The following is a 13,214-nucleotide window of genomic DNA, read 5'->3' on the forward strand; positions in this document are numbered from 1 at the left end:
ATACCCAATGAATGATGAATAATAATAATACCCTACCCAAACCCCTAGAAGAAAGCCTGGATTTAAAAGAGTTTATCGCTCTTTTTAAAACCTTTTTTGCCAAAGAAAGAGATTCTATTGCTTTAGAAAACGATCTCAAACAAGCTTTCACTTATCTAACTGAAGTGGATTCGATCGGTTTGCCTACCCCTAAAAGCGTGAAAGAAAGCGATCTTATTGTCATCAAACTCACCAAATTAGGGACGCTCCATTTAGATGAAATTTTTGAGATTGTCAAACGATTGCGCTACATTGTCATTTTACAAAACGCTTTTAAAACTTTCACGCATTTAAAATTTCATGAACGCCTTAACGCTATTATTTTACCCCCTTTTTTTAATGATCTGATCGCTTTATTGGATGATGAAGGGCAAATCAAACAAGGGGCGAACGCTACCCTAGACGCTTTGAATGAAAGTTTGAACCGCCTTAAAAAAGAGAGCGCAAAAATCATTCACCATTACGCCCACTCTAAAGAGCTTGCCCCTTATTTAGTGGATACGCAAAGCCACCTTAAGCATGGTTATGAATGCCTTTTATTAAAGAGCGGGTTTTCTAGCGCGATTAAGGGCGTTGTGCTAGAAAGGAGCGCTAATGGCTATTTCTACCTCTTGCCTGAAAGCGCGCAAAAAATCGCCCAAAAAATCGCGCAAATTGGTAATGAAATAGATTGCTGTATTGTTGAAATGTGTCAAACTCTAAGCCGTAGCTTGCAAAAACACCTTTTATTTTTAAAATTCCTTTTTAAAGAATTTGATTTTTTAGACAGCTTGCAAGCCAGGCTTAATTTCGCTAAAGCTTATAATTTAGAATTTGTCATGCCAAGCTTTACACAAAAAAAATGGTTTTAGAAAACTTTTCGCACCCCATTTTAAAAGAGCCAAAGCCCTTAAATTTGAAGTTTGAAAAATCCATGCTCGCTGTTACCGGCGTGAATGCGGGCGGGAAAACCATGCTCTTAAAATCGCTTTTAAGCGCGGCTTTTTTGAGCAAGCATCTCATTCCTATGAAAATCAACGCCCATCATTCCATTATCCCCTATTTTAAAGAAATCCACGCCATTATCAATGACCCCCAAAACAGCGCGAACAATATCTCTACTTTTGCAGGCAGAATGAAGCAATTTAGCGCTCTTTTATCCAAAGAAAACATGCTTTTAGGCGTTGATGAAATTGAGCTAGGGACTGACGCTGATGAAGCGAGCAGTTTGTATAAAACCCTGTTAGAAAAATTACTCAAACAAAACAACCAAATCGTTATCACCACGCACCACAAACGCTTGAGCGTGTTAATGGCAGAAAACAAGGAAGTGGAATTACTGGCCGCTCTTTATGACGAAGAAAAAGAACGGCCCACTTACACTTTTTTAAAGGGGGTTATTGGCAAAAGCTATGCGTTTGAAACCGCTTTGCGCTATGGCGTGCCGCCTTTTTTGATTGAAAAAGCGAAAGCCTTCTATGGCGAAGATAAGGAAAAATTGAACGTTTTGATTGAAAATTCCAGCGCGTTAGAAAGGGAATTGAAGCAAAAAAATGAACGTTTAGAGAACGCTTTAAAAGAGCAAGAAGATTTAAAAAACGCATGGCTTTTAGAAATGGAAAAACAAAAAGAAATCTTTCATAATAAAAAATTGGAATTGGAAAAATCCTACCAACAAGCCCTAAATATCTTAAAAAGCGAAGTCGCTTCAAAAGATACCAGCTCCATGCATAAAGAAATCCATAAAGCGAGCGAGATTTTAAACAAGCATAAAACAGACCAAGAGATCCCACAAACAATAACAAGCTTTCAAATTAACGAAAAAGCGCGCTATAAAAATGAAAGCGTGCTGATAGCACAAATTTTAGACAAGGGCTATTATTTGGTAGAAACCGAGCTTGGCATGCGCCTAAAAGCGCATGGGAGTTGGTTGAAACAAATCCAAAAACCCTCTAAAAACAAATTCAAACCCCCTAAAACCATCGTTCCTAAACCCCAAAAGGCAAGCTTACGCCTTGATTTAAGAGGGCAACGCAGCGAAGAAGCCCTGGATTTATTAGACGCTTTTTTAAACGATGCGCTTTTAGGGGGCTTTGAAGAAGTGCTTATTTGCCACGGCAAGGGGAGCGGGATTTTAGAAAAGTTCGTGAAAGAATTTCTAAAAAACCACCCCAAAGTGGTGAGCTTTAGCGACGCTCCCATTAATTTAGGCGGCAGTGGGGTTAAAATCGTTAAATTGTAGTTTTTGGCACTTTTTATGGGGAATACAAAAATCCGCTTTAAACTACCCTATTTTACACCAGCACCCAATGAGGACAAAGCCTTTTAAAAGAGCGTTGAAAAAGGGTTTTTATCGCTTAATTGAGTCAAAACCCTTAAAAATCTTTAGCCTTGATAGGATTTTATGGCTTTTTCTAAAACCTTAATCGCACTCTCTTTGTTTTCAAACCCCTTGACTTTCACCCATTTATTAGGCTCTAAATCTTTGTAAGTTTCAAAAAAATGCTTGATTTTATCTAAAGTGTGTTTGGATAAATCATCAATATCTTTGACATAGGAATGCGTGGGATCGATCTTATCTATGGGTAGAGCGAGTAATTTTTCATCCATTCCGCTTTCATCTTCCATGTTCAAAACCCCAACCAAGCGCGCTTTCACTACGCTTCCGGCTTGAAAAGCCACATCGCTTAAAACCAGTGCATCTACAGGGTCGCCATCAGATCCTAAAGTGTTAGGCACAAAGCCGTAATTCGCAGGGTAATTTTGCGCCCCATAAAGCACCCTATCCACCATTAAAGCCCCGCTTTCTTTATTCAGTTCATACTTGATATTAGAATGCTTGGATATTTCAATCACCACGCACAAAGAATCAGCGTCATGGCTCACTTCTAATTGGTCTAAATTCATTGCAATCTCCTTTGAAATAAAAAAGACTTATTCTAACATAAAGCCCGCTCTTTTTAAACCCCTTTAGGGGTTTTTAAAGGAGCGTATTGTTTGCTGTATTTGTGAAACGCCCTCAAGCACTTTTTGGTGTTTAATTGATGATAAAAAAGATTATCAAAATAGGATTTTCTAGGGGGTTTTAATGAAATGTCAGGCTTTTTCGCATTTTGAATGGTGCTATTGAAAGCATGCTTGTTTAAAGAAACAGGGCAAGGCAAATAGGTAAAATTCGCAACATTATGGTAAGTGGGGTTATTCATAAACATATCCACCGGCTCTATGATTTTAAAACGCTCCGTAGCCTCTATAAAAGTTTTAGCACCCTTAGGCGTGAGGTAGTAGCCTGACGTAGTAGCCACATACACGCTGGTGAGGTAAAAATGCTCTAAAAATAGCGCTTCTTTTTCATTATCAGCACGAGATTCCCAAAAAGTCTCTTTGATGTTTGTTTCTTTTGCCAGTAAGGATTCGTATTTTCCCATGAGTTCGTCGTATTTTTCCGCAATATTCTTATTGAGATCATCGTATTTTTTGGTGAGTTCATCGTATTTTCCTACGATATTCTTATACACTTCTGTCCGAGCTAAAATACTTCCAATAAAGCGGTTGAGTTTTCTTTTAATTTTTTTAAAAACCACTTGGTTAAAAGAGATTTTTTGGGGCGCTATTTTGCAAGGCTCATATAGTTCTTTAGGGTCTTGTTGCGTTTCAATAATACAATCTTGTTGCGCATCTTGTGTGGGATTGGGGGGGGGGGGGTAACTTCATAATTTTCAATAGGCGTTTCTTCAATAGACGCTTCAGCCTCTTCAGCCTCTGTATAGATAGGGAGAGAGTACAAATTGGTTTTATGGCCTCCCCAATAATGCCCATAGAGTCTCACAAAATCAAAAGGGCTTTTCAAGCAATCTTCTAAGGCTTGCATGAAATTAGACTCTAAGGCTACATCATCTTCTAAAATAACGACCGGTTGGTTTAATTTGACGCATTCTTTCCACAAAAGATAATGGCTTAAATAGCACCCAAATTCTTGGGGCAATAATTCCTTATAGCAATAATCAGAATGGAACCAATCGGATTTTAACATGCTTTGCGCGTCATAAAGCTCTTGAACGAGTTTTTCAAAATCTTGGTGTTTGGGGCTAATAGCGTCAAAGATTTGAAAAACACAACGGCCTTTAAACTTTTCATTGGATTCTAAAACGAGTTTTTCAGTATCCAAACGCCTTTGACTTTCTTTTAAAGAAATGATATAAACTTGCGTCAAATGAACTCCTAAATATGTCATTCCATGAATTATTCTAACATAAAGCCCGCTCTTTTTAAACCTCTTTAGGGGTTTTTAAAGGAGCGTATCGTCTGCTGTATTTGTGAAAGGCTTTTAAGCACTTTCTAGTGTTTAATTGATCATAAAGAAGATTATCCAAGTAAGACTTTTTAGGGCCGCTCAATGAAATGTCGGATTTTTTTAGATTTTGGATGGTGCTGATTTTGCAATGCTTGTTCAAAGAAACAGGCAAAGGCAAGTAAGTAAGAGTAGCGACATCATGGTAAGTGGGGTTGTTTATGAACATATCCACCGGCTCTATGATTTTAAAACGCTCCGTGGCTTCTATAAAAGTTTTAGCTCCCTTAGGCGTGATATAGTAGCCTGCCGTAGAAGCCACATACACGCTAGTGAGGTAAAAATGCTCTAAAAATAAGGCTTCTTTTTCACTATCAGCACGCCTTTCCCAAAAGGTCTCTTTGATGTTTGCCTCTTTTGCCAATAAGGATTCGTATTTTCCTGTGAGTTCATCGTATTTTCCTGTGAGTTCATCGTATTTTCCTGTGAGTTCATCGTATTTTCCTGTGAGTTCATCGTATTTTCCTACGATATTCTTATACACTTCTGTCCGAGCTAAAATACTTCCAATAAAGCGGTTGAGTTTTCTTTTAATTTTTTTAAAAACCACTTGGTTAAAAGAGATTTTTTGGGGCGCTATTTTGCAAGGCTCATATAGTTCTTTAGGGTCTTGTTGCGTTTCAATAATACAATCTTGTTGCGCATCTTGTGTGGGATTGGGGGGGGGGGGGTAACTTCATAATTTTCAATAGGCGTTTCAGCCTCTTCAGCCTTTGCATGATCTTCAATGGGTGTCTCTCCCACAGATTCTACAGCATCTCTCTCTAGGGGGAGCGTGTGCAAATTGGTTTTATGAAAATTCCAATACCACCCAAAAAGCTTGACAAAATCAAAAGGGCTTTTCAAGCAATCTTCTAAGGCTTGCATGAAATTAGACTCTAAGGCTACATCATCTTCTAAAATAACGACCGGTTGGTTTGTTTTGACGCATTCTTTCCACAAAAGATAATGGCTTAAATAGCACCCAAATTCTTGGGGCAATAATTCTCCACAACACCAATCAGAATGGAACCAATCGGATTTTAACATACTTGAAGAATCATAAAGCTCTTGAACGAATTTTTCAAAATCTTGATGTTTAGGGCTAATAGCGTCAAAGATTTGGAAAACACAACGGCCTTTAAATTTTTCATTGGATTCTGAAACGAGTTTTTCAGTATCCAAACGCCTTTGACTTTCTTTTAAAGAAATGATATAAACAGAAATCACAGATCATTCTCCTTGAGAGTGCATTTTAATTACCGAAAGACAAGATATACTCTTGCATTTCGCCCACAATCTCTTCAATGCTCCTCTCCCCATTGATCGCTTTATACACTTTCTTATTCTTGTAAAAATTTTGGATCTCACCCAACGGATCCAAAAACACCCGCATGCGGTTATGAAACACCTTTTCATTATCATCAGCCCCCCTAGAGCGCCCTAAAACCCTTTCTTTAGCGGTGTTTTCACTCACTTCTACTTCAATCACGCTTTTTAAGATCACTTCGTTTTGAGCGTTCAATTCCTTATCCAAAGCTTGCATTTGTTCCACGCTCCTAGGATAGCCATCAATTAAAATGATCCCTTTACTAGAGCTTTTAATCGCTGAAAGGATCGTTTCTACCACAATTTCTAAAGGCACTAATTCGCCTTGAGAAGTGAATTTCTCAATCAATAAGCCTCGCTCAGTCTTTTTAGCGCTCTCAGCCCTGAGTAAATCCCCGGTAGAAAAATGAGCGATTGTTTCGCTGTTATTCTTAGCGATAAGCTCTGCATCAGTGGTTTTACCACTCCCTGGGGCTCCAATAATCAAAAATAGTTGTTTCATATCGTATCCTTTTAAATTATTTTCTCAAGCGAATGTGTAATTCTCTTAGCTGCTCTTCATTAATGGGGCTAGGAGCGTCAGTCAATAAGCATGAAGCTTTTTGCGTTTTAGGGAAAGCGATCACATCTCTAATGCTACTAGATTTAGTCATGAGCATGATCAAGCGATCAAAGCCTATCGCAAAGCCCCCATGAGGAGGAGCGCCAAACTTTAGCGCTTCTAGTAAAAAGCCAAATTTCTTTTGCGCTTCTTCTTCGTGGATATTGATTTTTTCAAAGACTTTTTTTTGCATTTCTTCTTTATGAATCCTTATGCTCCCCCACCAAGCTCCACGCCATTAAGCACCACATCATACGCATGCGCTTCAATCTCTTCTATATCTTCGCATTCTATATTTTTAGGCATCGTAAAGGGGTGGTGTGCAGCATGATAGCCGTTTTCGGTTTTTTCAAACATGGGGAAATTGACCACCCATAAGAAATTCAAAGCGTCTTTATCAATCAAATCAAGCGTTTCAGCCACCTTCAAGCGCAAGCGTCCCATGTAATCTAGCACGATTTTTTTATCCCCAGCTCCAAAAAAGACAATATCCCCAGTTTTTGCACCAGTTTTTTCTAAAATATTCTTAAGCCCTTTTTCGCTCAAAAATTTAACTAAAGGCCCTTTAATCCCATCTTCTTTGATCTGCAAATACGCCAAGCCTTGAGCCCCAAATTGGCGCACAAATTCTTCTAATTCTTTTAAAACGCTGCGGCTAAAAAGCGCATCAGCCCCCTTAACGTTCAAAGCTTTAATGCGTTTGTGTTTAGGATCTTTTGCGATATTAGAAAAAATAGAATTTGAGCTGTCCCTAAAACAATCCCCCACTTCAACTAAAGGCAATTCAAAGCGTAAATCCGGCTTGTCGCTCCCGTAATTTTCCATCGCTTCCTTATAAGGCATGCGTTTAAAAGGTTTAGAAATAGTATGCCCAATCGCTTTAAAAATCGCTTGCAACAAATCTTCCACCACGCCCATCACATCATTTTCATCGCAAAAACTCATTTCCGCATCAATTTGCGTGAATTCTGGCTGCCTGTCCGCTCTCAAATCTTCATCTCTAAAGCAACGAGCGATTTGAAAATACCTATCCATTCCCCCCACCATTAAAAGCTGTTTGAATAATTGCGGGCTTTGGGGAAGCGCGAAAAATTCGCCCTCATGCACCCTGCTTGGCACTAAATAATCCCTAGCCCCTTCAGGCGTGGTTTTAGACAAAATGGGGGTTTCAATCTCTAAAAAACCCTTTTGGGCTAGAGTGTTACGAGTGATTAAAGCCACTTCGCTGCGCAATTTAAAGATTTCATAAGAATTAGGAGAGCGCAAATCCAAATAGCGGTATTTCAAGCGCAAATCCTCATTCACATGTTTGTTGCCGATTTCAATCGGTGGGGTAGCGCTTTTATTTTCAATGACTAGCTCTTCTAAAACGATTTCAATTTTACCGGTCTTTAGTTTAGGGTTTTCTAACCCAGCGCCTCTCAAACGCACTTTCCCTTTAGCCACTAGCACAAATTCACTCCTGACTTCTAAAGCCTTTTCATAAGCCTTAGAGCTAGGATCACAGACTAATTGCACCAAACCGCTCTTATCCCTTAAATCAATAAAAACCACGCCTCCATGGTCTCTATAAGTGTTACACCACCCGGCCACTTTGATGGTTTTACCCACATCTTTTTCACTAATTTCTGTGCAGAAATGACTTCGCATGTTTTATCCCTTTAAATTAAAACAAAAATTAAATTTATGAAAGCGTTTTTTTAAGCATTTCATGGATTTCAAGAATGTTAGATTTTACCACAAAACCATCCGCTTCTAAAGATTGGGCTAATTGGCGGTTAGAATCGCTGCTCATGGACGAATTGATAATCACAGGAATGTGTTCGGTTCTGCTATCAGCTTTAATGGTTTTTAGCACTTCAAACCCTGAAACGTTAGGCATTTCTAAATCCGTAATGACCACGCCGACTTGTTGGTAATGTTCTTTTTCATACAAATAATCCAACAATTCCCTTCCGTTTGGAAAGGCTAAATAACGCAATTCTAAGGTTTGAACGATTTTTTCTAGGGTTTTAAGAGCGCTTAAGGAGTCTTCAGCGATTAAAATGAGTTTTTGGCTTTGAATGGCTTCTATGCAACGCAAAGTCAAGTCGTCTAAATCCTTCAAGCTAGGGAAAACATCGCTTATCATTTTTTCCACATCTAAGATCTGCACCACTTGTTCTCCATCAAAACGAGTGATAGCGCTAAGCTTACCTTCTTCATTAATGCCTTGTTTGTCCCCAGCACTAATCTCAGTCCAATTTTTATGGATGATCCTTTCAATTTTTAAAACCTTTAGAGCGATGGAATGGTTAGAAAAATGGCACACGATCACTAAATTATGGTCATCTTTAACGCTGCATTCTTTCAAATTGCGGCTCGGATCATTAGCGTTATAATGCAACCACCTTTTCACATCCACTAAAGGAATGGATTCGCCCCTAACGCTAAGAAACCCGAGCATCATGCCATCGCTCCCCCCAAGAATCTCTGTAACCTCCCCGTCATAATGGATAATTTCTCGGATCTTAAAAATATTCATGCCATAAAGCTGGGCGTCTTTTTCTGCATCTAATCTAAAGCACAGAAATTGCGCTTCGTTGTTTAAGTGCAACGAAGTCGTTTTGTCAATGCCTCTTACCACCTAATTTCCCCTAAAGCCCTATCAAAGATTAAATGTTATAATACTACCCTAATTTAGTTTAAAAGGTTTTTACAAACATGATAAAAAGCCAAAAAGAATATTTAGAAAGAATTGAATATTTAAACACCCTATCGCACCATTATTACAACCTTGATGATCCCATCGTGAGCGATGCAGTCTATGATGAACTTTATCAAGAATTAAAAGCTTATGAAGAAAAAAACCCTAATAACATTCAAGCCAATTCCCCTACCCAAAAAGTGGGGGCTACTACCCCCAATTCGTTCAATAAAAACCCCCATTTAATGCGGATGTGGAGCTTAGATGATGTGTTCAATCAAAATGAATTGCAAGCGTGGTTGCAACGCATTTTAAAAGCCTATCCTAGCGCTTCGTTCGTGTGTTCGCCCAAACTTGATGGGGTTTCGCTCAATCTTTTGTATCAACATGGCAAGCTAGTGAAGGCGACCACTAGGGGCAACGGCTTAGAAGGGGAATTAGTGAGCGCAAACGCTAAACACATCGCTAATATCCCCCACACTATCGCTTATAATGGAGAAATAGAAATCAGGGGCGAAGTGATCATTTCTAAAAAGGATTTTGACGCTTTAAACAAAGAGCGCTTAAACGCTAATGAACCCCTATTCGCTAACCCTAGAAACGCCGCATCAGGGAGTTTGAGGCAGCTTGATAGTAAAATCACTAAAAAGCGTAAATTGCAATTCATTCCTTGGGGCGTGGGCAAGCATTCTTTAAATTTCCTAAGCTTTAAGGAGTGTTTGGATTTTATTGTTTCGCTAGGTTTTAACGCTATTGAATACTTAAGCCTAAACAAAAACCACCAAGAAATAGAAGAAAATTACCACACCCTGATTAAAGAAAGGGAGGGCTTTTTTGCCCTTTTAGACGGCATGGTGATCGTTGTGGATGAATTGGATATTCAAAAGGAGCTAGGTTACACGCAAAAATCCCCTAAATTCGCTTGCGCTTATAAATTCCCGGCTCTAGAAAAACACACCAAAATTGTAGGAGTCATTAACCAAGTGGGGCGTAGCGGGGCAATCACGCCGGTCGCTCTTTTAGAACCTATAGAAATTGCTGGAGCTATAATTACGAAAGCGACCTTACACAATTATTCTGAAATTGAAAAAAAAAATATCATGCTCAATGATAGGGTCGTTGTCATTAGAAGCGGCGACGTGATCCCTAAAATCATCAAACCTTTAGAAACTTACAGAGACGGCTCGCAACAAAAAATCATGCGCCCCAAAGTTTGCCCTATATGTTCGCATGAGCTTTTGTGCGAAGAGATTTTTACCTATTGTCAAAACCTTAATTGCCCGGCAAGGTTGAAAGAAAGCTTGATTCATTTCGCTTCTAAGGACGCTTTAAACATTCAAGGCTTGGGCGATAAAGTCATAGAGCAACTTTTTGAAGAAAAACTCATTGTTAACGCCCTGGATTTGTATGCTTTAAAATTAGAAGATTTAATGCGGCTAGACAAATTCAAAATCAAAAAAGCTCAAAATCTATTAGACGCTATTCAAAAGAGCAAAAACCCTCCCTTATGGCGTTTGATCAACGCTTTAGGGATTGAGCATATTGGTAAGGGAGCGAGTAAAACGCTAGCCAAATACGGCTTAAATGTGTTAGAAAAAAGCGAAGCTGAGTTTTTAGAAATGGAAGGCTTTGGGGTGGAAATGGCGCACTCTCTAGTCAATTTTTATGCGAGCAATCAGGAATTTATCCGATCGTTATTTGATTTATTGAACCCTAAAAACAGCGATATGGCTGAAGAAAAGCAAAAAAGCTCTTCTGTTTTCAGTGATAAAACGATTGTTTTAACCGGCACGCTTTCTAAACCACGGCAAGAATACACTCAAATGTTAGAAAATTTAGGGGCAAAAATTGCTTCAAGCGTGAGCGCTAAAACCAATTTTTTAATCGCTGGAGAAAACCCCGGCTCAAAACTCGCTCTAGCAAAAAAACATGGCGTGAGCGTTTTGAATGAAGAAGAATTATTAAAGCGCCTTAAGGAATTGGATTAAAATTAAAATCAAATATCCAGTTAAATTCTAAAGAAAAATTCCAATTTTCATTCTTAATGAATTTACTCACAAAATCCTATTTTATAGTAGAATGCGAAAAATGAATATATTTTAAGGAACAATGATGGAACACCATAAAGCGCACACAACCGTTCAGGCTTTACAAGCCAAACGCAAAAGGTTGCTAACCGAATTAGCCGAGTTAGAAGCAGAAATAAAAGTGGGCAATGAACGAAGGAGCAGTTTTAACATTTCGCTCTCGCCCAGTTTGTTAGCTGAAATAGAAGAAATAGAATACGAAGAAAAAACAAGTAAAGAGCGAAGAATCAATCATAGCGTTTTACTTTCGCCCAGTTTTATGGCTAAAGTGGATGAATACATGAAAGAGAAAGGTTTTTCTAACCGCTCGCTCCTCTTTGAAAAAGCGCTGGAATTTTACATGTTAAAACACCCATAAACCAGTAACGGACAAAAAATGAGAGGGTATTTAGGGTTTTGAGAATGGAAAATCAAAAGCTCGGTTCCTTTGGTTTTTTAAGGTTATTGATCTTTTTATTCAAAGCCTTGGCTTTGTCTATTTTTGAGAGTTTGGAATGCTTTTTAAAATCTCACTCGCTTAGAGCGTATCTATCAGTAACGCTTTTGTCTCGTTTTAATAAAGATTAGTTAATTTTTTAGTAACACTGCACTCAATAAAACCATCATTTAATATAATAACCCTAAATAGGATTTTAAATCATTTCTAATAAGGGGATTTTATGATTTCTAACATCAGCATACACCCAAAAACCATGTTTAAAAACGCTTTAAATATACAAGATTTTTCATTTAAAAGTCATACTAGTACAGCCATTATTGGCACAAATGGTGCTGGAAAATCAACGCTTATCAACACTATTCTAGGCATTAGATCAGACTATAATTTTAAAGCACAAAACAATAATATTCCATACCACGACAATGTTATACCACAACGCAAGCAATTGGGAGTTGTCTCTAACCTATTCAACTACCCACCTGGATTAAACGCAAACGACCTTTTTAAATTCTATCAATTTTTTCACAAAAACTGCACTCCAAATCTATTTGAAAAAAATCTTTTGAATAAAACCTACGAACACCTAAGCGATGGATAAAAACAGCGCTTAAAGATTGATTTAGCTCTTAGCCACCACCCCCAATTAATTATTATGGATGAACCAGAAACCAGTTTAGAGCAAAACGCTCTTATAAGACTATCAAATCTCATAAGCTTGTGCAACACCCAACAACTTACAAGTATCATCGCCACTCATGATCCTATTGTCTTAGATAGTTGCGAATGGGTATTGTTCCTTAAGAATGGCAACATTGCTCAATACAAACCTTTAAATTCTATATTAAAATCTGTAGCTAAAACTTTTAACTTTAAAGAAAAACCAACCACAAAAGACTTATTAGCATTACTAAAGGATATTTAGTGGGAGCAATTCTATCTATCCTAAAACTTGAAATCAAATCTTATCTCACCAATACAAGCACGCTATTTTGGACTTTTATTTATCCTATTTTAATGCTCCTATTACTAATTTTTGTTTTTTCAAAAAATACCACTGAAATTTTTTACTTTAATAACATTATAGGTCTAATGGGACTTCTTATTATTTCTAGCGCGATCTTTGGTCTCACACAAGCTATAACAAGCTTGAGAATCGCATAATATATTCTTGTTCTACATGCTATCACCAGCAACTTTCAAACAAATAACTCTAGCATTAATCGCTTCAAGACTAATCGTTGTAATCCTATATGCTTTTATCTTTATTGTTCTCTCTTTTTATATGCTCAATATCATCACTATTCTTAATTTTAAAGCGCTTATTTTGGGGTTTGTTAGTGTTTTTTCAAGCGCATTGTTTTGTTTTTGCTTGGCCATTTTTGTAGCTAGAATTTTTCAAAACGAACAAAGCATCTTAGGATTTTGTAATATCATCAATCTCTATGCGCTAATGTCTTGTAATGTTTTTGTTCCTTTAGAATACTTACCTAATATTGGTCAATTATTTATCAAAACATCTATTTTTTACTACCTTAATCAACTTCTAATCAAAGCTTTTCAAGGGATTGATACTATACTGGTTTTAGCAACTTCAACATTTTTCATTATTGGTGGCATTATTTTATTTTTACTAAGCGCTAATCGCATGTTACTAACACCAAAAGAACGCATGCGTTAAACCCTTAGTCCCACCATTAATTCGCTTAATGGCTCAAAAAGGGGTA

10 protein-coding genes and 4 pseudogenes are annotated in these 13,214 nt (G+C 37.8%); 7 read left to right on the top strand and 7 right to left on the bottom strand.

The window, feature by feature from the left end; all coding sequences use genetic code 11:
* Window positions 1–11 precede the first annotated feature (11 nt).
* Window positions 12–2,260 (top strand): annotated as a pseudogene (locus D2C78_06095) (endonuclease MutS2).
* Window positions 2,235–2,444: a hypothetical protein gene (locus D2C78_06100; GenBank protein QEF35472.1), complete on the top strand. Its 210-nt coding sequence runs from the start codon at window positions 2,235–2,237 to the stop codon at window positions 2,442–2,444. Before D2C78_06095 ends, D2C78_06100 begins: the two are co-directional and overlap by 26 nt.
* Here the strand turns inward: D2C78_06100 and D2C78_06105 are convergent.
* The 7 genes and pseudogenes from D2C78_06105 to D2C78_06135 form a co-directional block, all read right to left on the bottom strand.
* On the bottom strand, window positions 2,404–2,925 hold the full coding sequence (locus D2C78_06105) for an inorganic diphosphatase (protein ID QEF35473.1): 522 nt from the start codon (window positions 2,923–2,925) through the stop codon (window positions 2,404–2,406). The genes D2C78_06100 and D2C78_06105 overlap by 41 nt on opposite strands.
* A gap of 53 nt (window positions 2,926–2,978) precedes the next feature.
* Complete coding sequence (locus D2C78_06110) at window positions 2,979–3,680, bottom strand: lipopolysaccharide biosynthesis protein (GenBank protein QEF35474.1); 702 nt, start codon at window positions 3,678–3,680, stop codon at window positions 2,979–2,981.
* Window positions 3,629–4,231 (bottom strand): glycosyltransferase family 25 protein, encoded by a 603-nt coding sequence (locus D2C78_06115; protein ID QEF35475.1) that lies wholly within the window; start codon window positions 4,229–4,231, stop codon window positions 3,629–3,631. Before D2C78_06115 ends, D2C78_06110 begins: the two co-directional genes overlap by 52 nt.
* A gap of 55 nt (window positions 4,232–4,286) precedes the next feature.
* A pseudogene (locus tag D2C78_06120) lies at window positions 4,287–5,578 on the bottom strand (glycosyltransferase family 25 protein).
* Between the two features lie 25 nt (window positions 5,579–5,603).
* Entirely contained in the window at window positions 5,604–6,179 is a 576-nt protein-coding gene (locus D2C78_06125) for an adenylate kinase (protein ID QEF35476.1), read from the bottom strand.
* A 16-nt stretch (window positions 6,180–6,195) separates the two neighbouring features.
* Window positions 6,196–7,928: pseudogene (gene aspS, locus D2C78_06130) on the bottom strand (aspartate--tRNA ligase).
* A 34-nt stretch (window positions 7,929–7,962) separates the two neighbouring features.
* The gene (locus D2C78_06135; GenBank protein QEF35477.1) at window positions 7,963–8,904 is read right to left on the bottom strand and encodes a chemotaxis signal transduction protein CheV; all 942 of its coding nucleotides are present in this window, start codon (window positions 8,902–8,904) and stop codon (window positions 7,963–7,965) included.
* A 77-nt stretch (window positions 8,905–8,981) separates the two neighbouring features.
* On the opposite strand from D2C78_06135, the gene ligA reads away from it, so the two are divergent.
* The 5 genes and pseudogenes from ligA to D2C78_06160 all read left to right on the top strand — a co-directional run bounded on the left by ligA (window position 8,982) and on the right by D2C78_06160 (window position 13,168).
* Complete coding sequence (gene ligA, locus D2C78_06140; GenBank protein ID QEF35478.1) at window positions 8,982–10,952, top strand: DNA ligase (NAD(+)) LigA; 1,971 nt, start codon at window positions 8,982–8,984, stop codon at window positions 10,950–10,952.
* A gap of 121 nt (window positions 10,953–11,073) precedes the next feature.
* On the top strand, window positions 11,074–11,409 hold the full coding sequence (locus tag D2C78_06145; GenBank protein ID QEF35479.1) for a hypothetical protein: 336 nt from the start codon (window positions 11,074–11,076) through the stop codon (window positions 11,407–11,409).
* A 301-nt stretch (window positions 11,410–11,710) separates the two neighbouring features.
* Window positions 11,711–12,412, top strand: a pseudogene (locus D2C78_06150) (ABC transporter ATP-binding protein).
* Complete coding sequence (locus D2C78_06155) at window positions 12,412–12,651, top strand: hypothetical protein (GenBank protein ID QEF35480.1); 240 nt, start codon at window positions 12,412–12,414, stop codon at window positions 12,649–12,651. The pseudogene D2C78_06150 and the gene D2C78_06155 overlap by 1 nt, the downstream one beginning before the upstream one ends.
* A 16-nt stretch (window positions 12,652–12,667) precedes the next feature.
* Complete coding sequence (locus tag D2C78_06160; protein ID QEF35481.1) at window positions 12,668–13,168, top strand: ABC transporter substrate-binding protein; 501 nt, start codon at window positions 12,668–12,670, stop codon at window positions 13,166–13,168.
* The last annotated feature ends 46 nt before the right edge of the window (window positions 13,169–13,214 follow it).

It is taken from the genome of Helicobacter pylori, assembly GCA_008032935.1.
Taxonomy (GTDB): domain Bacteria; phylum Campylobacterota; class Campylobacteria; order Campylobacterales; family Helicobacteraceae; genus Helicobacter; species Helicobacter pylori_CX.